The 24063-nt window shown below is 59.6% G+C and carries 25 protein-coding genes and 1 pseudogene; 13 read left to right on the top strand and 13 right to left on the bottom strand.

The genetic code is table 11. The features are described 5' to 3' along the window. Positions 1-59: 59 nt before the first annotated feature. The gene (gene pyrE / locus CQ009_RS01330) at positions 60-704 is read left to right on the top strand and encodes an orotate phosphoribosyltransferase (RefSeq protein WP_008078597.1); all 645 of its coding nucleotides are present in this window, start codon (positions 60-62) and stop codon (positions 702-704) included. Between the two features lie 103 nt (positions 705-807). On the opposite strand, the gene CQ009_RS01320 is transcribed toward pyrE, so the two are convergent. The 7 genes and pseudogenes from CQ009_RS01320 to coaBC form a co-directional block, all read right to left on the bottom strand. Beyond that, on the bottom strand, positions 808-1191 hold the full coding sequence (locus CQ009_RS01320) for a hypothetical protein (RefSeq protein ID WP_064389563.1): 384 nt from the start codon (positions 1189-1191) through the stop codon (positions 808-810). After that, a complete protein-coding gene (locus CQ009_RS01315; protein WP_064389562.1) occupies positions 1178-1750 on the bottom strand; it encodes a hypothetical protein in 573 nt (190 codons plus the stop codon). The genes CQ009_RS01320 and CQ009_RS01315 overlap by 14 nt, the downstream gene beginning before the upstream one ends. Before the next feature lie 17 nt (positions 1751-1767). Beyond that, positions 1768-1980 (bottom strand): hypothetical protein, encoded by a 213-nt coding sequence (locus tag CQ009_RS01310; RefSeq protein WP_064389561.1) that lies wholly within the window; start codon positions 1978-1980, stop codon positions 1768-1770. Between the two features lie 202 nt (positions 1981-2182). Continuing rightward, a complete protein-coding gene (gene argB / locus CQ009_RS01305) occupies positions 2183-3088 on the bottom strand; it encodes an acetylglutamate kinase (protein ID WP_053125034.1) in 906 nt (301 codons plus the stop codon). 17 nt (positions 3089-3105) lie between these two features. Then, positions 3106-4482, bottom strand: a pseudogene (locus tag CQ009_RS01300) (phosphomannomutase/phosphoglucomutase); the annotation flags it as partial. Positions 4483-4806: 324 nt separating this feature from the next. Next, positions 4807-5262 carry a dUTP diphosphatase gene (gene dut / locus CQ009_RS01295; RefSeq protein WP_016772550.1) on the bottom strand — a complete coding sequence of 152 codons (456 nt, stop codon included), beginning with the start codon at positions 5260-5262 and terminating at the stop codon, positions 4807-4809. Positions 5263-5267: 5 nt separating this feature from the next. Next, the gene (gene coaBC / locus CQ009_RS01290; RefSeq protein WP_105704672.1) at positions 5268-6476 is read right to left on the bottom strand and encodes a bifunctional phosphopantothenoylcysteine decarboxylase/phosphopantothenate--cysteine ligase CoaBC; all 1209 of its coding nucleotides are present in this window, start codon (positions 6474-6476) and stop codon (positions 5268-5270) included. A gap of 134 nt (positions 6477-6610) precedes the next feature. Between coaBC and radC the strand changes: the two genes are divergently transcribed. Next, a complete protein-coding gene (radC, locus tag CQ009_RS01285; RefSeq protein ID WP_105704671.1) occupies positions 6611-7285 on the top strand; it encodes a DNA repair protein RadC in 675 nt (224 codons plus the stop codon). 133 nt (positions 7286-7418) lie between these two features. Here the strand turns inward: radC and CQ009_RS01275 are convergent, their stop codons facing one another. Beyond that, entirely contained in the window at positions 7419-9005 is a 1587-nt protein-coding gene (locus CQ009_RS01275) for an ABC transporter substrate-binding protein (protein WP_064389556.1), read from the bottom strand. A 448-nt stretch (positions 9006-9453) separates the two neighbouring features. On the opposite strand from CQ009_RS01275, the gene rpmB reads away from it, so the two are divergent. Beyond that, on the top strand, positions 9454-9687 hold the full coding sequence (rpmB, locus tag CQ009_RS01270) for a 50S ribosomal protein L28 (protein WP_007920377.1): 234 nt from the start codon (positions 9454-9456) through the stop codon (positions 9685-9687). Positions 9688-9698: 11 nt separating this feature from the next. Beyond that, a complete protein-coding gene (rpmG, locus tag CQ009_RS01265; RefSeq protein ID WP_003177274.1) occupies positions 9699-9854 on the top strand; it encodes a 50S ribosomal protein L33 in 156 nt (51 codons plus the stop codon). A gap of 180 nt (positions 9855-10034) precedes the next feature. On the opposite strand, the gene CQ009_RS01260 is transcribed toward rpmG, so the two are convergent. Next, positions 10035-10397, bottom strand: a complete 363-nt coding sequence (locus CQ009_RS01260; protein ID WP_064389555.1) for a cupin domain-containing protein — start codon at positions 10395-10397, stop codon at positions 10035-10037. Between the two features lie 239 nt (positions 10398-10636). Here CQ009_RS01260 and CQ009_RS01255 point away from each other — a divergent pair, with 239 nt between their 5' ends. Together CQ009_RS01255 and CQ009_RS01250 are read left to right on the top strand one after the other, a co-directional pair. Then, complete coding sequence (locus CQ009_RS01255) at positions 10637-12130, top strand: aldehyde dehydrogenase (RefSeq protein WP_016985821.1); 1494 nt, start codon at positions 10637-10639, stop codon at positions 12128-12130. 191 nt (positions 12131-12321) lie between these two features. Beyond that, the gene (locus CQ009_RS01250) at positions 12322-13467 is read left to right on the top strand and encodes an MFS transporter (protein ID WP_105704670.1); all 1146 of its coding nucleotides are present in this window, start codon (positions 12322-12324) and stop codon (positions 13465-13467) included. An 86-nt stretch (positions 13468-13553) separates the two neighbouring features. Here CQ009_RS01250 and CQ009_RS01245 read toward each other — a convergent pair whose 3' ends face one another. Together CQ009_RS01245 and CQ009_RS01240 are read right to left on the bottom strand one after the other, a co-directional pair. Further along, positions 13554-15122, bottom strand: coding sequence for a phospholipase D family protein (locus CQ009_RS01245; RefSeq protein ID WP_064389553.1), 1569 nt, complete (start codon positions 15120-15122; stop codon positions 13554-13556). Between the two features lie 60 nt (positions 15123-15182). Continuing rightward, positions 15183-16604 (bottom strand): PLP-dependent aminotransferase family protein, encoded by a 1422-nt coding sequence (locus CQ009_RS01240; RefSeq protein WP_064389552.1) that lies wholly within the window; start codon positions 16602-16604, stop codon positions 15183-15185. A 179-nt stretch (positions 16605-16783) separates the two neighbouring features. On the opposite strand from CQ009_RS01240, the gene CQ009_RS01235 reads away from it, so the two are divergent. Next, on the top strand, positions 16784-17029 hold the full coding sequence (locus CQ009_RS01235; RefSeq protein WP_064389551.1) for a DUF1127 domain-containing protein: 246 nt from the start codon (positions 16784-16786) through the stop codon (positions 17027-17029). A 116-nt stretch (positions 17030-17145) separates the two neighbouring features. Here the strand turns inward: CQ009_RS01235 and CQ009_RS01230 are convergent, their stop codons facing one another. Then, positions 17146-18456, bottom strand: coding sequence for an FAD-binding oxidoreductase (locus tag CQ009_RS01230; protein WP_105704669.1), 1311 nt, complete (start codon positions 18454-18456; stop codon positions 17146-17148). Between the two features lie 148 nt (positions 18457-18604). Between CQ009_RS01230 and CQ009_RS01225 the strand changes: the two genes are divergently transcribed. Next, positions 18605-18958: a YkgJ family cysteine cluster protein gene (locus CQ009_RS01225; RefSeq protein ID WP_064389779.1), complete on the top strand. Its 354-nt coding sequence runs from the start codon at positions 18605-18607 to the stop codon at positions 18956-18958. Between the two features lie 120 nt (positions 18959-19078). Here CQ009_RS01225 and CQ009_RS01220 read toward each other — a convergent pair whose 3' ends face one another. Then, complete coding sequence (locus CQ009_RS01220; protein WP_003177284.1) at positions 19079-19567, bottom strand: Lrp/AsnC ligand binding domain-containing protein; 489 nt, start codon at positions 19565-19567, stop codon at positions 19079-19081. A 156-nt stretch (positions 19568-19723) separates the two neighbouring features. On the opposite strand from CQ009_RS01220, the gene dadA reads away from it, so the two are divergent. The 5 genes from dadA (at position 19724) to CQ009_RS01195 (ending at position 23753) form a co-directional block, all read left to right on the top strand. Further along, a complete protein-coding gene (gene dadA / locus CQ009_RS01215) occupies positions 19724-21028 on the top strand; it encodes a D-amino acid dehydrogenase (protein ID WP_064389549.1) in 1305 nt (434 codons plus the stop codon). Beyond that, positions 21000-21353, top strand: coding sequence for a RidA family protein (locus CQ009_RS01210; RefSeq protein WP_008086784.1), 354 nt, complete (start codon positions 21000-21002; stop codon positions 21351-21353). Before dadA ends, CQ009_RS01210 begins: the two co-directional genes overlap by 29 nt. A gap of 94 nt (positions 21354-21447) precedes the next feature. After that, complete coding sequence (gene alr / locus CQ009_RS01205) at positions 21448-22521, top strand: alanine racemase (RefSeq protein ID WP_105704668.1); 1074 nt, start codon at positions 21448-21450, stop codon at positions 22519-22521. Between the two features lie 88 nt (positions 22522-22609). Beyond that, positions 22610-23158, top strand: a complete 549-nt coding sequence (locus CQ009_RS01200) for a cupin domain-containing protein (RefSeq protein ID WP_007920393.1) — start codon at positions 22610-22612, stop codon at positions 23156-23158. Positions 23159-23339: 181 nt separating this feature from the next. After that, positions 23340-23753, top strand: a complete 414-nt coding sequence (locus CQ009_RS01195; RefSeq protein ID WP_064389547.1) for a cytochrome c5 family protein — start codon at positions 23340-23342, stop codon at positions 23751-23753. Positions 23754-24063: the final 310 nt, after the last annotated feature.

Below are 24063 nucleotides of genomic sequence, written 5' to 3'. Positions count from 1 at the left end.
GTGTATGATACACGGCGTCAAGCTAATTAGCTAAATCCGTGGTATTTGGGGTTTTTTTCATGCAAGCGTATCAGCGCGATTTCATTCGTTTTGCCATCGATCGCGGCGTTTTGCGCTTCGGTGAGTTCACCCTGAAGTCCGGGCGCACCAGTCCTTACTTCTTCAACGCCGGCCTGTTCAACTCGGGTTCGGCCCTGGCGCAGCTGGGGCGTTTCTACGCTGCAGCCATTGCCGAGAGCGGCATTCCTTTCGACGTTCTGTTTGGCCCGGCCTACAAAGGCATCCCGTTGGCAGCGACCACAGCTGTGGCGCTGGCCGAGCATCACGACCGTGACCTGCCATGGTGCTTCAACCGTAAGGAAGCCAAGGCTCACGGCGAAGGTGGCAGCCTGGTCGGCGCGCCGCTGACCGGCGATGTGTTGATCATCGACGACGTGATCACCGCAGGCACCGCGATCCGTGAAGTGATGCAGATCATCGCTTCCCAGGACGGCGCCAAGGCCGCTGGAGTGCTGATTGCCCTGAACCGTCAGGAGCGTGGCAACGGTGAGTTGTCGGCGATCCAGGAAGTCGAGCGTGACTTCGGTATCCCGGTGATCAGCATTGTTTCGCTGAATCAGGTGCTGGAATTCCTCGCCGATGATCCGCAGCTCAAGCAGCACTTGCCGGCGGTGGAAGCGTACCGCGCCCAGTTCGGCGTCTGATACGACATCATTCTGTAGGAGCTGCCGAAGGCTGCGATCTTTTGATCTTAAAAAACAAAATCAAAAGATCGCAGCCTTCGGCAGCTCCTACAGGGGATTCGACTTAACGCAGGTTTCGCCATTTTCTGATCAGTTTCACGGTTAATCCCGCATTGATCAGCGCAAATGCCAGCAGCGCCAGTACCACCATCACGTACAACGTCCGATCCACATCAAAATCCCACAGATCCAGTTTGCTGCTGCGGACAATGCCTACAGCGGCCGGTAGATTGACGTAAAACAACGCCACAAACGCGCACGTCAGCGGCAGCGCCCGCGAATAAAACGCCGTCCGTACTTTCCCTCGACTGCGTTTTCGGTTCAGCGGCCCCGACTGGTATTCATCCAGCGCCAAAGCTTCGCTGAGCGCTGGCCACGCCAGATTGAACAGGAAGGTGGTCAGGGTCAGCAGCAAACCACTGACCGCGACGATGTCATTGAACGGCATTGAGCCCCAGCGTCGTGCAGAGTAAGGCGTGGCTATCCTCGCTGATCTCGAACTGCCCGGCGCTGCCCTTACGTTTGGTGATGGGTTTGAAAGTGGGCTCGTTCTGAGTGATAAGCATGTTCAGCTCATCGCGAATCACATCCGAACTGATGACCACCAAAAACACGGTTTGCGCGCGTTCGGCCGTCTCGATCACCGCACGCATGCTGTGTTGCAGGATGTCGTCGAGCTGGTTACGAAAGCGTGACACGGTGTTTTTCAACAAGGTTTTGCTTTGACTTTGGGTTAGCTGAAAGATCGTCGAGATCTGCGATTCGGTCGGCAATGTTTGCCCGAAGTAGCTCTGAATCAGGTAGAGCAGACGATCCTGCTTGGCCTCGTCAGCCCGGCTGGGCATGCCGCCTTCGACCAGCATTTTCAGGTATTCGGTCAGGCTGGCCTTGGCAATGCGCTGCAAGGCGTGGGTGATTTCAGCGTCGCCAATGCGCAAGGTTTTCTTGACCGGTTCCTTTTGTTCCAGCTCGAAAGCAGCGGCATCAATCGTGAACGAGATCTGCATGGCTCAGGCGCTCCGAGTTATTTTTCGCTGGTTTGCGGGTATGGATCCTGTGGCGCATCGCCTTGGCCGCTGAGGACTTTCCAGCCCTTGAGCGGGTGCGAGGCTTCCGTGAAGTCGGGGCAGGGCGGCATCGATTTTTGCGAAGGGCCTGAATACTCTCGGCCGCAGTCCACGCAGGCATAGGTGCCAGCCGAAATGTCACTGCCGTAAGGAACGCTATCTTTTTGCATGGGTAAATCTCCGGTGGATGAAGGGAAGATCCTAGGGAGATTTGTTAGGAGGGGATGTCGGACGTTTCGCTGAGTTGTGTCGGACGTGTCTTGCGCGCACAAAAAAGATCGCAGACTTCGTCAGTTCCTACAGTGAATTCATACTAATGAAATTCGCTTTTGTAGGAGCTGCCGCAGGCTGCGATCTTTAGCCTTTCAGCAATCAGTGACGCTTGCGATTACTAATCAACGTACCCACACCAGTGTCAGTGAAGATTTCCAGCAGGATCGCGTTTGGCACGCGACCGTCGATGATCAGCGAGCTGCCCACGCCGCCCTGAACTGCTTCCAGCGCGCAACGGATTTTCGGCAGCATGCCGCCGTAGATCGTGCCGTCGGCGATCAGGTCGTCGACTTGCTGGGTGCTCAGGCCGGTCAACACAGTGCCCGACTTGTCCATCAGGCCGGCGATGTTGGTCAACAGCATCAGCTTTTCGGCTTTCAGCGCTTCGGCAACTTTGCCTGCCACCAGGTCGGCGTTGATGTTGTACGACTCGCCGTTGGCGCCGACGCCGATCGGCGCGATCACCGGGATGAAATCACCTTTGACCAACAGGTTGAGCAAGTCGGTGTTGATCCCGATGACTTCGCCAACGTGGCCGATGTCGATGATTTCCGGCTGGGTCATCTCCGGGGTCTGGCGGGTGACGGTGAGCTTCTTCGCACGAATCAGCTCGGCGTCTTTACCGGTCAGGCCGATGGCGCTGCCGCCGTGGCGGTTGATCAGGTTGACGATGCTTTTGTTGACCTGGCCGCCCAAGACCATTTCCACCACGTCCATGGTCGCCGCGTCGGTGACGCGCATGCCATCGACGAAGTGGCTCTCGATCGACAGGCGCTTGAGCAGATCACCGATCTGCGGGCCGCCACCGTGCACGACCACCGGGTTGATGCCCACGGCTTTCATCAGCACGATGTCGCGGGCGAAGCCGGTTTTCAGCTCCTCGCTTTCCATCGCGTTGCCGCCGTATTTGATCACCAGGGTCTTGCCGACATAACGTCGGATGTAAGGCAGCGCTTCGGACAGGACCTTGGCAGTGTTGGCGGCGGCATCGCGTTCGAGGGTCATTCAGGGCTCCGGGTGGATCAGAACGGTAGTTGGAGATCAGGTGCAACGCGTTTCAGTTGGGCGTGGAACACATCCTTGATACGTTGCAATTCAGCCTCGTCATCGGCCTCGAAGCGCAGCACCAGCACCGGTGTGGTGTTGGAGGCGCGCACCAGGCCCCAGCCTTTGGCGTAATCGACTCGCACACCGTCAATGGTGGTCAGGTCAGCGCCTGGACCCCACTGTGCGTCGTGCAGTGCATCAATGATGCTGAATTTGCTCTCTTCGGTCACATGGATATTGATTTCCGGCGTAGAAATATCGTTCGGGAAGGTCGCAAACAGCTCTTCCGCGGTGGATTTTTCCTTGCTGAGGATCTCCAGCAGCCGTGCAGCGCTGTAGATACCGTCGTCGAAACCGAACCAGCGCTCCTTGAAGAAGATGTGGCCGCTCATTTCGCCGGCCAAGAGCGCACCGGATTGTTTCATTTTCTTTTTGATCAACGAATGACCGGTCTTCCACATTAGCGGCCGACCACCGTATTCCTTGATCAGCGGCACCAGACGACGGGTGCATTTGACGTCGAAGATGATTTCCGCGTCCGGGTTGCGCGCCACCACGTCACGGGCGAACAGCATCAGCAGGCGATCGGGGTAGACGATGCTGCCGGTGTTGGTCACCACGCCGACACGGTCGCCGTCGCCGTCGAAGGCCAGGCCGATGTCGGCGTTGGTTTCCTTGACCTTGGCGATCAGGTCGACGAGGTTCTCAGGCTTGCCCGGATCCGGGTGGTGATTCGGGAAGTTGCCATCGACTTCGCAGAACAGCGGGATGACTTCGCAGTTCAGCGCTTCGATCAGTTGCGGGGCGATCACGCCGGCCGCGCCGTTGCCGCAGTCGACCACGACTTTCATGCGCCGGGCCAGTTTGATGTCCTGGACGATTTCGGTGTTGTAGCGGTCGAGGATTTCGACCTGGGTGACGCTGCCCGCGCCGCTGCTCAGGTTGTTGGTCTTGAGGCGCTCGTGCAGGGCCTGAATCTGTTCGTTGGCGAGGGTATCGCCGGCGATGACGATCTTGAAGCCGTTGTAGTTCGACGGGTTGTGGCTGCCGGTGAGCATCACCCCGGACTTGCCGGCCAACACGTTGGCGGCGTAGTACAGCGCCGGTGTCGGCACCAGGCCGACGTCGCTGACGTGGCAGCCACTCTCGGCGATACCGCGGATCAGCTCTGCCACCAGCTCGGGGCCGGACAGGCGGCCGTCGCGACCGACGGACACATTTGGCTCGCCTTGGGCGAGGCTCTGCGAACCGATGGCGCGGCCGATCCAGTAAGCGGTTTCGGCATTGAGGAATTCCGGCACGGTGCCGCGAATGTCATAAGCGCGGAAAATGCTGTCGGGCAGCTTCGGGGCAATCTTGGCTGGGGTGCTCATCTACGGAAATGCTCCATCTCGAAAGTGGCGGGACAGACCGACGAATCGTTCGACGGCAGGCTCAAACTGAAGGGTATGACGGCGTTTTCCACAGAGAGTTCGTGGTATGAAAGGGCCATGACGCCTCGGCTGGCGTGGCTTTCGGCCGGCAAAACCTTGATTTACGGCGGTAAACCTTTCAGCCGATCTGCCTGAAATTTCCCCCTGTAGGAGCTGCCGCAGGCTGCGATCTTTGGTCTTGATCGTAGAAAACCAAATCAAAAGATCGCAGCCTTCGGCAGCTCCTACAGACGATGACGCCGGTTATTTGGTGCCGGTGTGGCCGAAACCACCCGTGCCGCGTTCGGTTTCGACGAACTCTTCGACCATTTCGAAGTGCGCCTGCACCACCGGTACCAGCACCAGTTGCGCCAGACGTTCGCCGACGGTCATGGTGAAATCACTCTGGCCACGGTTCCAGCAGGACACCATCAGCGGGCCCTGGTAGTCGGAGTCGATCAGGCCGACGAGGTTGCCCAGCACGATGCCGTGCTTATGGCCCATGCCCGAGCGCGGCAGGATCAGCGCGGCGAGGTTCGGATCGCCGATGTAAACCGACAGCCCGGTGGGGATCAGCACGGTTTCACCCGGTTTGATCACGATGTCCTGTTCCAGCATGGCGCGCAGGTCGAGGCCGGCGGAGCCCGGAGTGGCGTATTGCGGCAGCGGGAATTCGGTGCCGATGCGTGGGTCGAGGATCTTGGCTTGCAAAGCGTGCATGTAAATTAAACCTGGTTCAGACGTTCGGCGATAAAAGTGACCAGTTGGCGAGCGATCTTGCTCTTGCTGGTCTGGGCGAAAACCGTGGCATGCAGCTCACGGTCAATCACGCTGCAGGCGTTTTCTTCGCTGTTGAAACCGATGCTCGGGTTGGCGACGTCGTTGGCGACGATCAAATCGAGATTCTTGTCCTTCAGCTTGCGTGCAGCGTAGTCGAGCAGGTGTTCGGTCTCGGCGGCAAAGCCGACACTGAACGGACGGTCGGGACGGGTCGCGATGGTGGCCAGGATGTCTGGGTTACGCACCATTTGCAGGACGAAGCCGTCACCGCTCGTAGGATCTTTCTTGAGTTTTTGCGGGGCGACGACTTCCGGGCGGTAGTCCGCAACGGCTGCCGAGGCGATAAACACGTCGCACGGGATCGCCGATTCACACGCCGCGAGCATGTCGCGGGCGCTGACCACGTCGATGCGCGTGACGCGGTTCGGGGTCGGCAGGTGCACCGGGCCGCTGATCAAGGTCACACGGGCGCCGGCTTCAACCGCTGCTTCGGCGAGGGCAAAGCCCATTTTCCCGGAGCTGTGGTTGGTGATGTAGCGCACCGGGTCGATGTTTTCCTGGGTCGGGCCCGCGGTGATCACCACGTGTTTGCCGGTCAGTGCCTGACGCTGGAAGCAGTCTGCCGCGCATTGCGCCAGATCGGTGGCTTCCATCATGCGGCCCATGCCGACGTCGCCACAGGCCTGACTGCCCGAGGCCGGACCGAAGGTCTTCAGGCCACGGCTTTGCAGGAGTTGCAGGTTGGCCTGGGTCGCCGGATCGCGCCACATCGCCTGATTCATTGCCGGCGCGACAGCGACCACAGCGTCGGTGGCCAGCACCAGGGTGGTCAGCAAGTCGTTGGCGATGCCTTGCGCCAGACGCGCGAGCAGGTCGGCGGTGGCCGGGGCGATCAGCACCAGATCGGCCCACTTGGCCAGCTCGATGTGGCCCATCGCGGCTTCGGCGGCCGGGTCGAGCAAGTCGAGGTGAACCGGGTGGCCGGACAGCGCCTGCATGGTCAGCGGGGTGATGAATTCGGCGCCGCCGTGGGTCATGACCACACGCACTTCGGCGCCCTGGTCGATCAGGCGACGAACCAGATCGGCGCTCTTGTAGGCCGCGATGCCGCCGCCGACGCCCAGAACGATGCGTTTCCGATACAGCCGCTGCATAGGTCTGCCTTTCATTTCGTTGATGACTGCGGTGCGATGCCCCCTCCCCAGGGTTGAATCGACCACAAAAAAGATGGGCTACGATATCACAGCGACCGCTACGGAACAGCGGCGCCCACAGACAGGGAATGTGTATGAGTATTCGCGATTGGCCTGCGGCGGAACGGCCGCGGGAAAGGTTATTGGAGCATGGGGCAGCGAGCCTCTCGGACGCTGAGTTATTGGCCATTTTTCTGCGCACCGGACTGCCCGGATTAAGTGCTGTGGATCTGGCGCGCAATCTGCTGACTCAATTCGGCAGCCTGCGTTTACTGCTTGAGGCCGATCAGGACGAATTCAGCAAGCAATTGGGGCTTGGGCCTGCGAAGTTTGCACAGCTGCAAGCGGCTCAAGAGATGAACAGGCGGCATCTGGCTGAGAAATCACGGCAAAAACCAGCCCTGGAAAACCCTCAGGTCGTTCGCGATTATCTGAAAGCGATGCTGCGTCACGAACCGCATGAGGTGTTTGGTTGCCTGTTTCTCGATTCCAAACATCAAGTGCTCACGTTCGAGACACTGTTTCGCGGCTCCATCGACAACACCAGCGTGCATCCCCGTGAGGTAGTGAAGCGATGTTTGGCCAATAACGCGGCGGCATTGATCCTCTGTCACAACCATCCGTCGGGCAACACTGACCCCAGTCAGGCGGATCGGCTGCTGACCAAGCGCTTGCAAAAAACGCTGGAGATGATTGATGTGCGCGTGCTCGATCACTTCATCATCGGCGATGGTGAGCCGCTGTCGATGGCGGAGTGTGGCTGGATGTAACTCTCAGGAACAAACGCTAAACCACTGTGGGAGTGAGCCTGCTCGCGATAGCAATTTTCCAGTCACCGAATGGGTTGACTGAAATGACGCCATCGCGAGCAGGCTCACTCCTACAGGTTATGTGTAAGGCAGGTTATTTCAGGTTGACCTTGGAGTAGTCCTGCCTTCCAAACGGGCTCACCGAGTAACCCTGTACGTCTTTACGCGTCAGTGCGTAAGCCGTCGGATGCGCCAGCGGCAACCACAACGCCTGCTGCTGAATCTGCGTCTGCGCCTGTTCATACAGTTTGGTCCGTACGCCTTGCTCGCTGGTGGTCTTGCCAGCGCTGATCAGCTTGTCCAGATCGGCATTGCAGTAGCGCGCAAAGTTGGTGCCCGACTTGACCGCTGCGCAGGAAAACTGCGGCGTGAGGAAGTTGTCCGGGTCGCCGTTGTCGCCGGCCCAGCCCATGAACAGCAAATCATGCTCGCCGGCCTTGGCGCGACGAATCAGCTCGCCCCACTCGATCACGCGGATTTCCGCCTGAATGCCGATTTCCGCCAGATCCGACTGCAGCATCTGCGCGCCCAGGCTCGGGTTTGGGTTGAGCAGGCTGCCCGACGGGCGCGTCCAGATGGTGGTCTGGAAACCGTCCTTCAACCCGGCCTTGGCCAGCAATGCCTTGGCTTTGGCGACATCGTGCGGGTAACCCGGCAGGTTCTTCGCGTAACTCCAGGTGTTCGGCGGGTAAGGGCCGTTGGCGGCTTCGGCGGTGTCTTCAAACACGGCTTTGATGTAGTTGGCCTTGTCGAAGGCGAGGTTGATCGCCTGACGCACTTCGGGTTTGTCCAGCGGCGGATGCTGGCTGTTGATGCCGACGAATGCGGTCATGAACGCGTCAGTCTTTTCGACTTTCAGCGTCGGTTCTTTCAGCGCGGCCTGTACGTCGAGTGGCTTCGGTGACAGGGCGATCTGGCATTCATTGCGCCGCAGCTTTTGCAGGCGCACGTTGGCGTCCGGGGTGATGGCGAAGATCAACGGATCCACCGAAGGTTTGCCGCCGAAGTAGTCCGGATTGGCCTTGTAACGAATCGCTGCGTCTTTCTGGAAACGGGTGAACACGAACGGACCAGTGCCGATAGGCTGGCTGTTGAGCTTGTCGGTCGCGCCGGCCTTCATCAGTTTGTCGGCGTATTCGGCGGAATAGATCGAGGCGAAGCCCATGCTCAGTGTGGCGAGGAACGTCGAATCCGGATGATCAAGGGTGAAGCGCACGGTCAGCGGATCGAGTGCGTCGATCTTCTTGATCAGCGCCGGCAACTGCATCGACTGTGCGTGCGGGAAACCGCTCTGGGCGACTTTGTGCCACGGGTTGGCCGGGTCGAGCATGCGGTCGAAGCTGAATTTGACGTCTTCGGCGGTCAGCTCGCGGCTCGGCTTGAAGTAATCGGTCGTGTGAAATTTCACCTGCGGGTGCAGCTTGAACAGGTAAGTCAGGCCATCGGTGCTGACTTCCCAGCTATCGGCCAGGCTTGGTACGACTTTGCCGCTGGCGGTGTCGAAGTCCACCAGACGGTTCATCAGCACGTCGGCCGAGGCGTTGGTGGTGGTCAGCGAGTTGTATTGCACCACGTCGAACCCTTCCGGGCTGGCCTCGGTGCAGACGCTCAGCGCGGCGGCTTGGGCCAGGGGGCTCAGCAGGAGCGGGGCGAGCAACAGGGGTAGGGCAGCGAGGCGCATGGTCGGTTTCCTTTTACAGATCGAAGGCCCATCTGCAAGTGCAGTCTGGAAAAGGCCTACCCTAGAGGGCTGGATTACAAATGACTATCCCCTTTTTGCATTTTAAGGGCACAGTGATGGCCGTTTTTCAGACCGCGGTGCTTCGCAAAAAGTCTGAAACGCCTGCTTGGGCGACTTTCTGCGACGAGTGGTAAAAATCGATGCCGGCCTTTATCCAAAGCGTTCGCAGACCGAAAAAGCGCCTTTTTACCGATTGATTTCACACCGAATGTTGTTGCACCCCGGTCTTTCTGGTATAAAGCAGCGCTCTTTTCTAGGGGCCCGGTTCCTTCACTGTAGGTGTAGCCGGTAAGACCTCTAAAGAAACGCGGCGCCTGGCGCCAAATGACTGAGAGATTAAGCGGCCAACCCATGCCGGGTTGGGCATGTGGTTTTAGAGGGCTGAGGCATGTCGAGAGTATGTCAAGTTACCGGTAAGGGTCCGGTGACTGGGAATAACATTTCCCACGCAAACAACAAAACCCGTCGTCGTTTCCTGCCGAACCTGCAGCATCACCGCTTCTGGGTTGAAGAAGAGAAACGTTTTGTGCGTCTGCGCGTATCTGCCAAAGGCATGCGTATCATCGACAAGCGTGGCATCACTGTCGTGCTCGCCGAACTTCGCCGCGATGGCAAGATTTAAGGGAGCTAATCATGCGTGAATTGATTCGTTTGATCTCGAGCGCCGGTACTGGTCACTTCTACACTACCGACAAGAACAAGCGTACTACCCCGGACAAAATCGAGATCAAGAAATATGATCCGGTTGTTCGCAAGCACGTGATCTACAAGGAAGGCAAAATCAAGTAATTGATTTTTCCTGACTTACGAAAAAGGCCCGTATCTCACGATACGGGCCTTTTTTGTTGCCTCGGATTTGGGGTTTCCTGTTCTGGCCCCTTCGCGAGCAGGCTCACTCCTACATTGGAATGCGGTCACCTGTAGGAGTGAGCCTGCTCGCGATAGGGCCGAATCAGCCAGCGAAAATCCTCAAGCCTTCTGTTCAAAGATCACATAGACCTTGCGGCAAGCCTCCAGCACTTCCCAAGTGCCACGAAACCCCGCCGGAATCACAAACCGGTCGCCAACGCGCAACGTCTTGGCATTGCCCTCACCATCACGCAGCACCGAAACCCCCTGCAAAATCTCGCAGTATTCGTGCTCGGTGTAATTCACCGTCCACTGCCCAACCGCGCCTTCCCACACGCCAACGCCCATCTGCCCACAAGGGCTGTCGTATTGATGGAACACGGCCTGTTCAGGGTCACCCTTGAGCACTTTGGCCGGGTCCGGGCGATAGCGTTCGGCTTCGCTGCTGGTCAGGCTGATGTCGACGACGTTCTGGATGTTCATTGTTGTTATCCCCTGTGAATACGGCGCGATTGGCTGGAAAGGGCCAAAGTCTATGTTGATTAAAATCAACACCGCAAGGCCGTATGGCCACCTTATGTCAAATATATTGAAACAACCCCGGCCGCTGGTTTAGGGTGGCGGGTGCCTCTGGCCGAAAAACCGGCTGGACGGGCAGAATTCCTGAGGACGCTGGCGAAGATCGCGCGGCGCTCGTATTCAACAAGCGGAGGACACTCGAAATGACCACCCTGACTCGTGCCGACTGGGAACAACGCGCCCGCGACCTGAAAATCGAAGGCCGCGCCTACCTCAATGGCGAATACACCGACGCCGTCTCCGGCGAGACCTTCGAGTGCATCAGCCCGGTCGATGGCCGTCTGCTCGGCAAAATTGCCAGCTGTGACGCCGCCGACGCCCAGCGCGCCGTGGAAAACGCCCGCGCCACTTTTAATTCCGGCGTGTGGTCGCGCCTGGCGCCGACCAAACGCAAAGCCACCATGATCCGTTTTGCCGGCCTGCTGAAGCAGCACGCCGAAGAACTGGCCCTGCTCGAAACCCTCGACATGGGCAAGCCGATCAGCGACTCACTGTACATCGACGTTCCGGGCGCGGCGCAGGCGCTGAGCTGGAGCGGTGAAGCGATCGACAAGATCTATGACGAAGTCGCCGCTACGCCGCACGACCAACTGGGTCTGGTAACCCGCGAGCCGGTAGGCGTGGTCGGCGCCATCGTGCCGTGGAACTTTCCGCTGATGATGGCCTGCTGGAAACTCGGCCCGGCGCTGTCGACCGGTAACTCGGTGATTCTCAAGCCATCGGAAAAATCCCCGCTGACCGCCATCCGCATCGCTGCACTGGCGGTTGAAGCTGGCATTCCGAAGGGCGTGCTCAATGTGCTGCCGGGCTACGGCCACACCGTTGGCAAGGCGCTGGCTCTGCATAACGATGTCGACACGCTGGTGTTCACCGGTTCGACCAAGATCGCCAAGCAACTGATGATCTACTCCGGCGAATCGAACATGAAGCGCGTCTGGCTCGAAGCCGGTGGCAAGAGCCCGAACATCGTCTTTGCCGATGCGCCGGATCTGCAAGCTGCCGCTGAATCCGCCGCTAGCGCCATCGCCTTCAACCAGGGCGAAGTCTGCACCGCCGGTTCGCGTCTGCTGGTCGAGCGTTCGATCAAGGACACATTCCTGCCGATGGTGATCGAGGCGCTGAAAACCTGGAAACCGGGCAATCCGCTGGATCCGGCGACCAATGTGGGCGCGCTGGTCGATACCCAGCAGATGAACACCGTGCTGTCGTACATCGAATCCGGTCACACCGATGGCGCCAAACTGGTGGCCGGCGGCAAGCGCATCCTTCAGGAAACTGGTGGTACGTATGTTGAGCCGACGATTTTCGACGGTGTGAGCAACGCGATGAAGATCGCTCAGGAAGAGATCTTCGGTCCGGTACTGTCGGTGATCGCTTTCGATACCGCCGAGGAAGCCATCCAGATCGCCAACGACACGCCGTACGGCCTGGCCGCAGCAGTCTGGACCCAAGACATCTCCAAGGCGCACCTGACCGCCAAGGCCCTGCGTGCCGGTAGCGTATGGGTCAACCAGTACGACGGCGGTGACATGACCGCACCGTTTGGTGGTTTCAAGCAGTCGGGCAATGGTCGCGACAAGTCGCTGCACGCGTTCGACAAGTACACCGAGCTGAAGGCGACGTGGATCAAGCTGTAAGCCGTTAGGAGGGTCTGTTCGCAAGAGCAGATCCTCCAAACGAGGCAGATCCCTGTGGGAGCGAGCCTGCTCGCGAAAGCGGTGTATCAGTCAGCCCATGTGCTGAATGTGCAGCCGCATTCGCGAGCAGGCTCGCTCCCACATTTGTTTGATGTGGCCTCTAAAAATAATTATCCACAGGAGCGTGGAGCATGCGGTGGGCGACGTATTTCGCCGTGTTGGCGTCTGTCTTGAGTGTCGGTCTGGCCCTGGGGGTCAGCATGCCGTTGGTGTCGTTGCGCCTGGAAGGCTGGGGTTACGGTTCCTTCGCCATCGGTGTAATGGCAGCGATGCCGGCGATTGGCGTGTTGTTGGGCGCGAAGATTTCCAGCCATCTGGCGGCACGCTTTGGCACGGCCAACCTGATGCGCCTGTGCCTGTGGGCCGGGGCGCTATCGATCGGCCTGCTGGCGCTGTTGCCAAGTTACCCGATCTGGCTGGTATTGCGCCTGATGATCGGGGTGATCCTGACCATCGTGTTCATCCTTGGCGAGAGCTGGATCAATCAACTGGTGGTTGAACATTGGCGCGGGCGATTGGTGGCGCTGTATGGCAGCAGTTATGCGCTGAGCCAACTGTCGGGTCCGTTACTGCTGGGCGCGCTGGGCACCGGGCATGATTACGGTTTCTGGGTCGGCGTGGGCCTTTTGCTGGTCTCGCCCTTGCTGTTGCTCGGTCGCAGCGGTGCGCCGAGCAGTGAAGCGAGCAGCGTGACGTTCCGCGACCTGTGGGGCTTCGCCCGCGAGCTGCCAGCGATTGCCTGGGCGGTGTCGTTGTTTGCCGCGTTCGAAGCGATGATCCTGACGTTGCTGCCGGTGTATTGCCTGCAACAGGGTTTCACCGCTGAAATCGCCCTGGCCATGGTCAGCACCGTGGTGGTCGGTGATGCGCTGCTGCAATTGCCGATTGGCGCGTTGGCCGATTACCTGTCGCGGCGCACGTTGTTCGCTGGCTGTGCGGTGGTGTTGATGCTGTCGAGTCTGGCAATTCCGCTGTTAATCGATACATTGCTGATCTGGCCGCTGTGGGTGTTGTTCGGCGCCAGTGCCGGCGGGCTGTTTACCCTGTCGCTGATTTTGATTGGCGAGCGTTATCGCGACGATGCGCTGGTGCGGGCGAATGCGCATATTGCGCAGCTCTGGGGCGTGGGCTGTCTGGTTGGGCCGTTGGCGGCGGGGGCGGGGAGCCAGTGGATCAATGGGCATGCGTTGCCGTTGTTGATGGCGATCGGGGCGTTTGGGTTGGTGATTTTGCTGTTGCGTCAGGGGGCATTCGGCCCGGTGACAGAACCTGTGTAGATCAAAAGATCGCAGCCTTCGGCAGCTCCTACAGGGGAATGCATTTCAAACTGTAGGAGCTGCCGAAGGCTGCGATCTTTTGCTTTTTAAAGCATGCGCTCCAGGCCGACCGTGGTGCTGAACCACGCATTAAACCGTCGCCACCAACTCCCCGGCTCCTTGGTTAGCGTATGCATCTGGCCGTTGTCTTCGGTAACCCAGACAATCTGACCATCCTGCAATTTCGCCTCATAACTCAGCGCTGGCGCCATACCCTGCAAGGCCAGTTCGCGAACATGTTCGGCCAGCTCAGGGCTGTCGACCAACACGCCGACTTCGGTGTTCCACAACACCGAGCGGGGATCAAAGTTGAACGAGCCAATGAACGATTTCTGCCGATCGAAGATCATCGCCTTGCTATGCAAACTGGAATCCGAGCCGCGAAACGACTTGCTGTAAAACACATGCGGCCCGCTGCCATAGTTATCCCCAGGCTGGCGTCGCAGTTCATACAGTTTCACACCGTGCTCCAGCAACGCTTTGCGATACGGCGCATAGCCGCCGTGCACCGCTGGCACGTCAGTGGCTTCCAGCGAATTGGTCAGCAGACTCACGGTAACGCCGGCATCGGCGCGTCCCGTCAGGTACACCAACCCTGGCTGGCCTGGTACGAAGTACGCCGAGATCATGATCAGTTCTTTGCTGACACCCCTAAGCTCCGGCGCCAGTTGCGTGGTCAGCAGCAACTGCGGATCCGGCTCGCCCTTGGCCAGCACCTTGCTTGGCGCATCCCACAGCGCCTGGTTCCACGCCCAGATCAGCTCCTTGCGCCAGATGTCCATGCGCGGCTCGGTGGTGAAGGTCATCAACTGCTGATACAGCGCGTGATTCTGTTTGCGCGTTTCTTCCAGGGATTCTTCCAAACGCGTGCGGGTGTTCTGCAGATCTTTGGCGGTTGGTTTGCTGGAGAGGAATTCGTCGATCGGTTTGCTCAGGGCGCTGTTCCAGTATTGATCGAAGCTGTGTCCGAGCTGCTCGGCAACCGGGCCGACGCTGAGCATGTCGATGTCGGTGAAATTCAGATTCGGCTCGGCATCGAAATACTCATCACCCAGATTGCGCCCGCCGACGATGGCTGCGCTGTTGTCCGCCAGCCACAGTTTGTTGTGCATGCGACGGTGTTGCAGCGACAGGTTGAACAAACGTCCAGCCGCGCGCGTGACGCCGGTGCTGCGCCCCAGATGCAGCGGGTTGAACAGTCTGATCTGAATCTGCGGATGCGCCGCCAGCGTGGCGATGATCTGGTCCAGGCCATCGCTGGTGGTGTCGTCGAGCAAGATGCGCACACGCACGCCGCGGTCGGCGGCCTTGAGCAATTCGTCCACCAGCATCCGCGTGCTGATGCCGTCGTGAACGATGTAGTACTGCAAATCGAGGCTGACCTGCGCATGGCGGATCAACTCGGCGCGGGCGGTGAAGGATTCGGTGCTGTTGGATAGCAGGCGGAAACCGGAGCGGCCCTGATAGGGCGCCGCCTGGGCCTGGATCGAGCGGCCAAAACTGGAGCCGGACGCCGGCAAGGCCTCGCTCGGCTCGCGCGGCACATCGAGGCTGGCGCAGCCGCTGAGGAACGAGGTGAATAACAGCAAAGCGAGTAGGGGCTGTCTGAAGCTCACGTAGGATCGTTCCGGTTGGCGGCTGAGGTCGGCATATGGACGCTGGTCTCTGGAAAAAGGTCAGTCGGCTTCGGCGAGCAGTTGAATGGCCATCGCACCGACCTTGCGCACGGCTTCTTCGATCTGCGCTGTCGGTTTCGCAGCGTAGTTCATCCGCAAGCAATTGCGGTACTTGCCCGAAGCGGAAAAGATACTGCCGACGGCAATCTGTACGCCCTGATCGTGCAAGGCACGATTCAGTTTCAACGTGTCGAAGCCTTCCGGCAATTCAACCCACAGCATGAAGCTGCCCTGTGGGCGGCTGGCGCGGGTGCCGGCAGGGAAATAACGGGTTACCCAGTCGATCATCATGTCGCGATTACGTTGGTATTGCGTGCGCATCCGCCGCAAATGCGGTTCGAAATGCCCGGACTTGAGGAATTCGGCAATGGCGATCTGCGGTTGCGGGGCGGTGGATCCGGTGCTGATGTATTTCATGTGCAGCACACGCTCCAGATAACGGCCCGGTGCAACCCAGCCAATCCGCAGCCCTGGCGCCAGGGTCTTGGAAAACGAACTGCACAGCAGCACGCGGCCATCTTCGTCGAAGGATTTGATCGTGCGCGGACGCGGGTAGGTGTAGGCCAGTTCGCCATACACATCGTCTTCGATGATCGCCACGTCGAAGCGTTGAGCGAGGTTGAGCAGGGCGCGTTTACGCGACTCCGGCATGATGTAGCCGAGCGGGTTATTGCAGTTCGGGGTGAGCTGGATGACCTTGATCGGCCATTGCTCCAGCGCCAGTTCCAGCGCTTCGAGGCTGATGCCGGTGAGCGGGTCGGTGGGAATTTCCAGGGCTTTCATGCCCAGACCTTTGAGCGTTTGCATGGCACCGTGGAAGCTCGGCGAATCGACCGCGACAATGTCGCCCGGCTCGCAGATCGCGTGGATGCTGGTGGACAGCGCTTCGTGGCACCCGGTGGTGACCACCAGATCGCTGGGGCTCAACTGGCAGCCGGAATCGAGCATCAATCGGGCGATCTGTTCACGCAGTTCGAGGGTGCCGTGGATGTTGTCGTAATACAGGCCGGGCATGTCCTGGCGGCGGCTGATCCGCGCCAGCCCACGCAACAGCGGTTTCATCGTCGGCGAGCTGATGTCGGGCATGCCGCGCCCCAGTTGCACGACGTCCTTGCGCGGCACCGCGCGAATCAGCTCCAGCACCTGATCCCACTGCGAGATTTCCACCGGACGCTGCGCCGGACGGCCGACGGCGGGCAGTTCCGGCAACTCGCGCCCGACCGGGACGAAATAGCCGGACTTGGGTTTCGGCGTGGCCAGGCCGCTGTCTTCGAGCATGCGATAAGCCTGCTGCACCGTGCTCAGGCTGACACCATGTTCTACGCTCAAGGCGCGCACCGATGGCAACCGGTCACCTGGACGATAGAAGCCTTGTTCGATGCGCGTGCCGAGCAGTTCGGCGAGGTTCACATACAGGGTCATGGCACTGCCTCGATGCAGTTGATTCGTTAAACCAGTACAGATGCGTCACAAATCGACAATTCAGACTCGGAAGCAGCAAATCTGTATGGAGTTAATACAGGTGTGTTGAATCTGTAATGCTTTTGACGACCCGCGCATCATGGAATCTCTGGCTACCCAAGTAAACAGGAGCGACAAAAATGAACGGCTTGAGCGATGTGCGGCTGACGTTACACAGCCAGGAACTGGCGGCAGGGCAGAAGGATCGTGCGCGCAATGAGATCATGCGCAACGCTCCCTCCGGCCTGAGTCGCTGGGGTCTGTTGTGGCATCGTCTGCACACGCGCAAGGCATTGCTGGCGCTGACGACGGATCAGCTCAAGGACATCGGGCTGACGCGTGAGCAGGCGCTGGAGGAGGGGTTGAAGCCGTTCTGGCGGATCTGAGATCTGTAGGGTCTTTTCGGGCCTCATCGCGAGCAGGCTCACTCCTACAGGGGAACGCATTTCAACTGTAGGAGTGAGCCTGCTCGCGATAGGGCCTTCAATCCACTGCAAAGACATCAGACCAACTCTTTGAGGCGATGCCACAACATCCCCAACGCCAACAATGGCGAACGCAAATGCTTGCCGCCCGGGAAGGTGATGTGCGGCACCTTGGCAAACAGGTCAAACCCGCCGCTGTGCTGCCCGCTGATCGCCTCGGCGAGCAACTTGCCCGCCAGGTGCGTGGCATTCACCCCGTGGCCTGAATAGGCCTGGGCGTAATACACGTTCGGCTGGTCCGTGAGCCGGCCGATCTGCGGCAAACGGTTGGCGCCGATGCCGATCATCCCGCCCCACTGATAATCGATCTTCACGCCAGCGAGTTGCGGGAACACTTCGAGCATCTTCGGCTGCATGTATGCGGCGATATCTTTCGGATCACGTCCCGAGTAATGGCAGGCGCCACCAAAAAGCAAACGACGATCCGCCGAGAGCCGGTAGTAATCCAGCGCGACACGCTGGTCGCAGACCGCCATGTTCTGCGGCAGCAGGTTGTGCGCCTTTTCTTCGCTCAACGGTTCGGTGGCGATGATGTAGCTGCCGGCCGGCAGGACCTTGCCGCTGAGTTGCGGGTTCAGACCATTGAGATACGCGTTGCAGCCAAGCACGAGGGTCTTGGCGCGCACCGAACCCTGGGCTGTATGGACTTTGACTTCGGGGCCGTAATCGATACGCGTCACTGCCGAATGTTCAAACAGTTTGACGCCCAATTGCTGCGCCGCCGCTGCTTCGCCCAGCGCGAGATTCAGCGGATGCAGATGTCCTGAACCCATATCTATCAAACCACCGACATAGCGCTTTGAGCCGACCACCGTGTGCATTTCGTGGGCTTGCAGCAAACGGGTTTCGTAGCGATAACCGAGGCTGCGCAACTCTTCGGCGTCTTCGGCAAAACCCTCAAGGTCAGCGGGTTTGTTGGCAAGGTCGCAGTAGCCCCAGGTCAGGTCGCAGGCAATCTGAAAACGCTCGACACGCTGACGAACGATTTCCACCGCTTCCAGGCCCATCAGTTTCATCTCGCGCACGCCGTCGCTGCCGATGACATTGGAGAACTGATCGAGACCATGGCCGACCCCGCGAATCAACTGTCCGCCATTACGTCCGCTGGCGCCCCAGCCGATCTTGTGCGCTTCCAGCAGCACCACGCTGAGGCCGCGCTCGGCCAGTTCCAGTGCCGTATTCAACCCGGAAAAACCGCCGCCGACCACGCAGACGTCCGCGACTACCTCGCCTTGCAGCAGCGGATGATCGGGCTGCGGCAGGCTGCTGGCGGCGTAGTAGGAGGCAACGTGGGGTTGGCTCGCGGAGGTGAAGGCGCGGGCAGTCATGGGCGTCATCCAACGGCTAAGGTGTCGAGAAAATTTGACGGAGCATAAGCCGCACGCCCGAACGTGGGCAACACTGGTCGGCCTGCGGTGTCTGGATCAGGGCTTTTGCGGCACAATTGCCGTCTATTTCAACTCGGTCACCGCTTCGATGAGCTGCAACAGCCAGAAAATCCGCACCTTGCGCCAGCAGATCCCCTCATTCGAGTGCGTGCCCGGCTGCCACGACTGCTGCGGCCCGGTGACCACCTCGCCGGAAGAAATGGCCCGCCTGCCGCGTAAGACCCGCGCCGAGCAGGATGCGGCGATGGAAGAGTTGAACTGTGTGCACCTGGGCCCGAATGGCTGCACGGTGTATGAAGAGCGGCCGTTGATTTGCCGATTGTTCGGCACGACCAAAACCTTGCCTTGCCCGAATGAGCGGCGGCCGGTGGAGCTGATTCATCCACGGGTGGAGAAGCAGATTTTCGAGTACATGGCGGCGAATCGGCAGGTGTTGGTCTAAAAGATCGTTCCCACGCTCTGCGTGGGAATGCAGCCCGGGACGCTCTGCGTCCCAAAGGCCGAACGCGGAGCGTCCGAAGAGGCGTTCCCACGCAGAGCATGGGAACGATCATCTCGGTGCTTAATCCGGAATCGGCAGGCTCAGGCTCTCCTTGACCTCTTCCATCACGATATAACTCTTCGACTCCCGCACATGCGGCAGCTTCAACAGAATGTCGCCCAGCAGCTTGCGGTACGAGGCCATCTCGGAAATCCGCGCCTTCACCAGATAGTCGAAATCCCCTGACACCAAATGACATTCCAGCACGTGCGGCAACTTCAGCACCGCGCGGCGGAACTCCTCGAAGGTGTCGCCGGATTTGTAGTCGAGGCTGATCTCGACGAACACCAGCAAGCTACCCTTCAAGTGCTGCGGATTCAGCCGGGCGTTGTAGCCCATGATGATCCCTTCGCGCTCCAGACGCCGCACGCGCTCAGTGCACGGCGTGGTCGAGAGCCCGACCTTTTCGCCCAGTTCGGTAAAGGAAATCCGCCCGTCCGCCTGCAGGATCCGCAAGATGTTGCGGTCGATCTTGTCCAGCTCACGTTTGGTCTGAGTGTTGGTACGCATAGGGGATGCGCCTCCGTGAAAAGGGTTTTTGCCGAGAATTGTCGCCAAATATAGGCGCTTATATAGTGAAAAGCACTGGCATTTCTTTTTTACACTGCGCGCATCATTGCTCTAACAACAGACGTGCGCGGCCCCGCCGCGATGAGGGAAACAAAAATGCGCGTAATGGTCTTGGGTAGCGGCGTCATCGGTACCGCCAGTGCTTACTATCTGGCCCGTGCCGGGTTTGAAGTGGTGGTGGTCGACCGGCAGCCCGCTGCGGCCATGGAGACCAGTTTCGCCAACGCCGGCCAGGTCTCGCCGGGCTATGCCTCGCCTTGGGCTGCGCCGGGCGTGCCGCTGAAGGCGATCAAGTGGCTGCTGCAACGTCACGCCCCTCTCGCGATCAAGGCCACTGCCGACATCGACCAGTACCTGTGGATGGCGCAGATGCTGCGCAACTGCACCGCCAATCGTTACGCGGTGAACAAGGAACGCATGGTGCGACTGTCCGAATACAGCCGCGACTGCCTCGACGAACTGCGCGCTGAAACCGGCATCGCCTATGAAGGTCGCAGCCTCGGCACAACTCAGCTGTTCCGCACTCAGGCGCAGCTTGATGGCGCCGCCAAAGACATCGCCGTGCTGAAAGAGTCCGGTGTGCCGTTTGAAGTCCTCGACCGCGCCGGCATTGCCCGGGTTGAACCGGCGCTGGCGGGCGTGACTGACATCCTCGCCGGTGCCCTGCGCCTGCCGAACGACCAGACTGGCGACTGCCAGATGTTCACCACGCGTCTCGCCGAAATGGCGGTGAAACTCGGTGTGGAATTCCGCTTCGGTCAGGACATCCAGAAACTCGACTACGCCGGTGATCGCATCAACGGTGTGTGGATCGACGGCAAGCTGGAAACCGCCGACCGCTACGTGCTGGCGCTCGGCAGCTACTCGCCGCAACTGCTCAAGCCGCTGGGCATCAAGGCCCCGGTGTATCCGCTCAAGGGTTACTCGCTGACCGTGCCGATCACCAACCCGGCGATGGCCCCGACCTCGACTATTCTCGACGAGACCTACAAGGTCGCGATCACCCGTTTCGACAACCGCATCCGAGTTGGCGGCATGGCCGAGATCGCCGGTTTTGACCTGTCGCTGAACCCGCGTCGACGTGAAACCCTGGAGATGATCGTCAACGACCTTTATCCTCAGGGCGGTAATCTGGCCGAGGCGAGTTTCTGGACCGGTCTGCGTCCGACCACCCCGGACGGCACGCCGATCGTCGGCGCCACGCCGTTCAAGAACCTGTTCCTCAACACCGGTCACGGCACCCTCGGTTGGACCATGGCGTGCGGTTCCGGTCGTTTGCTGGCCGACCTGATGGCGAAGAAAAAGCCACAGATCAGCGCCGAAGGCCTCGATATTTCCCGTTACGGCAACAAAATTCAGGAGTCCGCAAAACATGTCAATCCAGCGCCAGCTCACCAATGAGCGCATGAGTCAGATCGTCAGCCACAACGGCACCGTGTATCTGGCGGGGCAGGTCGGCGACGACTTCGACGCCGGGATTGAACAGCAGACCCGCGACGTACTGGCCAACATCGAGCGTTTGCTTGATCTGGCCGGCACCGACAAGCAACACCTGTTGTCGGCGACGATCTACCTGAACGGCATCGATGAGCACTTCGCCGGGATGAACTCGGTGTGGGATCAGTGGCTGCCAAAAGGCGCTGCCCCGGCCCGTGCCACCGTCGAAGCGAAAATGGCCAAGCCGAGTATTCTGGTAGAAATTTCTATCGTCGCCGCACTGCCGTAACCGTTGTAAAGATCCCTCTCCCGGCGCTGTTGGCGGTTCACGTCGTCAGTCGGCGCCGGTTTTTCTTCCCATGACCGCCTAGAAGTCTGCCGCCATGCGTCCTGCCCGTGCCCTGATCGACCTAGAAGCCCTGCGCCACAACTACCGAATTGCCCGCGAAGTCACTGGCGCCAAGGCGCTCGCGGTGATCAAGGCCGATGCCTACGGGCATGGCGCGGTGCGTTGCGCTCAGGCACTGGAAGCCGAGGCCGATGGTTTCGCGGTGGCCTGCATCGAGGAAGCGCTGGAGCTGCGCGCGGCCGGCATCAAGGCCCCGGTGTTGTTGCTTGAAGGCATCTTCGAAGCCGATGAGCTGGCGTTGATCGTCGAGCATGATTTGTGGACCGTGGTGCATTCGCTGTGGCAGCTCGAAGCAATTGAGCAGGCGACGCTGAGCAAGCCGATCACCGTGTGGTTGAAGCTCGATTCGGGCATGCACCGTGTTGGCCTGCATCCGAAGGATTATCCGGCGGCTTATCAGCGTCTGCTGGCCAGTGGCAAAGTGGCGAAAATCGTCCTGATGAGCCACTTCGCCCGCGCCGATGAACTGCACGCACAGAGCAGCGCCGAACAGGTCGCGGTGTTTGAGGCGGCGCGTCAGGGTCTGGCGGCGGAAGTCAGCTTGCGCAACTCGCCCGCCGTACTCGGTTGGCCGCAGATTCACAGCGACTGGGTGCGCCCGGGCATCATGCTCTACGGCGCGACCCCGTTCGAAGAAGCCAACGCCGTTGCCGATCGTCTGCAACCGGTGATGACCCTGGAGTCGAAAGTCATCTGCGTGCGTGAGCTGCCGGCCGGCGAACCGGTGGGTTACGGCGCCAAATTCATCACCGACAAACCAATGCGCATCGGCGTGGTCGCCATGGGTTACGCCGACGGCTACCCGCGTCAGGCGCCGACCGGCACGCCGGTATTAGTGGCGGGCAAACGCAGTCGCATTCTCGGTCGCGTGTCGATGGACATGCTCTGCATCGACCTGACGGATGTGCCGGAAGCCGACCTCGGCTCCACCGTCGAGCTGTGGGGCAAAAACATTCTCGCCAGTGAAGTGGCGCAGTGGGCCGACACGATTCCGTACCAGATCTTCTGCAACCTGCGTCGGGTGCCAAGGCTCTATTCCGAGGGTTAAGGCTGCTGCGGGGGCCAAGTGTTGTAAATACTGAACGCTGTCGCCATGATAACGCTCAATATTCTTACAACATCAGGAGGCTCGCGCCTTGGACGTCGGTGAACGACTGCAATCGATCCGCAAGCTCAAAGGGCTTTCCCAGCGTGAACTCGCCAAACGCGCGGGCGTCACCAACAGCACCATTTCGATGATCGAAAAGAACAGCGTCAGTCCTTCGATCAGTTCGCTGAGAAAGGTACTGGGCGGCATTCCCATGTCCATGGTCGAGTTCTTTTCCGAAGAAATTCTGCAAGAAGTCCCGACCCAGATCGTCTACAAGGCCAACGAGCTGATCGACATTTCCGACGGCGCCGTGACCATGAAACTGGTCGGCCGCGCGCACCCCAGTCGCGCCATCGCCTTCCTCAATGAAATCTATCCGCCGGGCGCAGATACCGGCGAGGAAATGCTCACCCATGAAGGCGAGGAAACCGGGATTCTGGTGGAAGGTCGTCTGGAACTGGTGGTGGGTCTGGAAACTTTTATTCTCGAAGCCGGCGACAGCTACTACTTTGAAAGTACCAAGCCGCATCGTTTTCGTAATCCGTTCGACGCGCCTGCGCGACTAATCAGCGCAGCCACGCCGGCGAATTTTTAACAAAGAGGTGCCAAGCCATGATGGCAAAGGCATCCGAACAGTTTTTCTACCGTGCGGTATAACCCCTTCGACTATGGGGTTGTTTCAGTGTGGCGGGCTACCCGCTATACTTGCGCCCGCCTGCGAACCGTGGCCGCAGGCGTGAATAGCCACCATTGAGGGTGAACGCGTGAATCTAATTATGAAAATGCTGGCTGCACCAGCAACCGTACTGGCCCTCTGGGCTGTCAGCGCTCAAGCTGCGACGAATGACGACATTGCCAAACGCCTCGAGCCGGTCGGCCAGGTGTGTGTCCAAGGGCAGGAATGCAAAGGGATGGAAGTGGCTGCGACTGCCGGCGGCGGTGATGCCAAGACTCCAGACTCAATCATTGCCAAACATTGCAACGCTTGCCATGGTTCCGGCCTGTTGGGCGCGCCGAAAATCGGTGACACCGCCGCCTGGAAGGAGCGCGCCGATCACCAGGGCGGCCTCGACGGCATCCTGGCCAAGGCCATCACCGGCATCAACGCCATGCCGCCAAAAGGCACCTGTGCCGATTGCACCGACGCTGACCTGAAGGGCGCGATCGAGAAGATGTCCGGTCTGAAATAAGCCGCGCTTCTGACGAAAAAAACCGTCTTCGGACGGTTTTTTTGTGCCTGCGATTCAAGAGCCCCTCATCGGAACGCCGCCCGCCCAGCCCTCTCCCGGAGGGAGAGGGGGCCGACCGCGGTGTCTGGCGTTATACATCGACCTGAAAGACCTTAGCGATTATGGATTCAGCACATCACTTTCATGTCGGCGTATCTCACAGCAACCCCCAATCAGTCCCCTCTACCTCTGGGAGAGGGTTAGGGTGAGGGCAATCTGAAGCTGTTCTTTGCAGCAAACTCAAGGCAAGCTCGGTCTACCCCTATTCACG

It is taken from the genome of Pseudomonas sp. MYb2 (assembly GCF_002979955.1).
Lineage (GTDB): Bacteria > Pseudomonadota > Gammaproteobacteria > Pseudomonadales > Pseudomonadaceae > Aquipseudomonas.
The sequence above is the reverse complement of the archived record's forward strand: the minus strand, read 5'-3'. Positions and strand labels throughout refer to the sequence as shown.

Coding starts and splice junctions, on each gene's coding strand:
- CQ009_RS01260 (WP_064389555.1), bottom strand. CDS start 10,397: ATGAACATCCAGAACGTCGTCGACATCAGCCTGACCAGCAGCGAAGCC.
- dadA (WP_064389549.1), top strand. CDS start 19,724: ATGCGCGTAATGGTCTTGGGTAGCGGCGTCATCGGTACCGCCAGTGCT.
- pyrE (WP_008078597.1), top strand. CDS start 60: ATGCAAGCGTATCAGCGCGATTTCATTCGTTTTGCCATCGATCGCGGC.
- argB (WP_053125034.1), bottom strand. CDS start 3,088: ATGACCCTCGAACGCGATGCCGCCGCCAACACTGCCAAGGTCCTGTCC.
- CQ009_RS01235 (WP_064389551.1), top strand. CDS start 16,784: ATGAACGGCTTGAGCGATGTGCGGCTGACGTTACACAGCCAGGAACTG.
- alr (WP_105704668.1), top strand. CDS start 21,448: ATGCGTCCTGCCCGTGCCCTGATCGACCTAGAAGCCCTGCGCCACAAC.
- radC (WP_105704671.1), top strand. CDS start 6,611: ATGAGTATTCGCGATTGGCCTGCGGCGGAACGGCCGCGGGAAAGGTTA.
- CQ009_RS01230 (WP_105704669.1), bottom strand. CDS start 18,456: ATGACTGCCCGCGCCTTCACCTCCGCGAGCCAACCCCACGTTGCCTCC.
- CQ009_RS01310 (WP_064389561.1), bottom strand. CDS start 1,980: ATGCAAAAAGATAGCGTTCCTTACGGCAGTGACATTTCGGCTGGCACC.
- CQ009_RS01225 (WP_064389779.1), top strand. CDS start 18,605: ATGAGCTGCAACAGCCAGAAAATCCGCACCTTGCGCCAGCAGATCCCC.
- rpmB (WP_007920377.1), top strand. CDS start 9,454: ATGTCGAGAGTATGTCAAGTTACCGGTAAGGGTCCGGTGACTGGGAAT.
- rpmG (WP_003177274.1), top strand. CDS start 9,699: ATGCGTGAATTGATTCGTTTGATCTCGAGCGCCGGTACTGGTCACTTC.
- CQ009_RS01240 (WP_064389552.1), bottom strand. CDS start 16,604: ATGACCCTGTATGTGAACCTCGCCGAACTGCTCGGCACGCGCATCGAA.
- CQ009_RS01255 (WP_016985821.1), top strand. CDS start 10,637: ATGACCACCCTGACTCGTGCCGACTGGGAACAACGCGCCCGCGACCTG.
- dut (WP_016772550.1), bottom strand. CDS start 5,262: ATGCACGCTTTGCAAGCCAAGATCCTCGACCCACGCATCGGCACCGAA.
- CQ009_RS01210 (WP_008086784.1), top strand. CDS start 21,000: ATGTCAATCCAGCGCCAGCTCACCAATGAGCGCATGAGTCAGATCGTC.
- CQ009_RS01220 (WP_003177284.1), bottom strand. CDS start 19,567: ATGCGTACCAACACTCAGACCAAACGTGAGCTGGACAAGATCGACCGC.
- coaBC (WP_105704672.1), bottom strand. CDS start 6,476: ATGCAGCGGCTGTATCGGAAACGCATCGTTCTGGGCGTCGGCGGCGGC.
- CQ009_RS01250 (WP_105704670.1), top strand. CDS start 12,322: ATGCGGTGGGCGACGTATTTCGCCGTGTTGGCGTCTGTCTTGAGTGTC.
- CQ009_RS01275 (WP_064389556.1), bottom strand. CDS start 9,005: ATGCGCCTCGCTGCCCTACCCCTGTTGCTCGCCCCGCTCCTGCTGAGC.
- CQ009_RS01320 (WP_064389563.1), bottom strand. CDS start 1,191: ATGCCGTTCAATGACATCGTCGCGGTCAGTGGTTTGCTGCTGACCCTG.
- CQ009_RS01195 (WP_064389547.1), top strand. CDS start 23,340: ATGAAAATGCTGGCTGCACCAGCAACCGTACTGGCCCTCTGGGCTGTC.
- CQ009_RS01315 (WP_064389562.1), bottom strand. CDS start 1,750: ATGCAGATCTCGTTCACGATTGATGCCGCTGCTTTCGAGCTGGAACAA.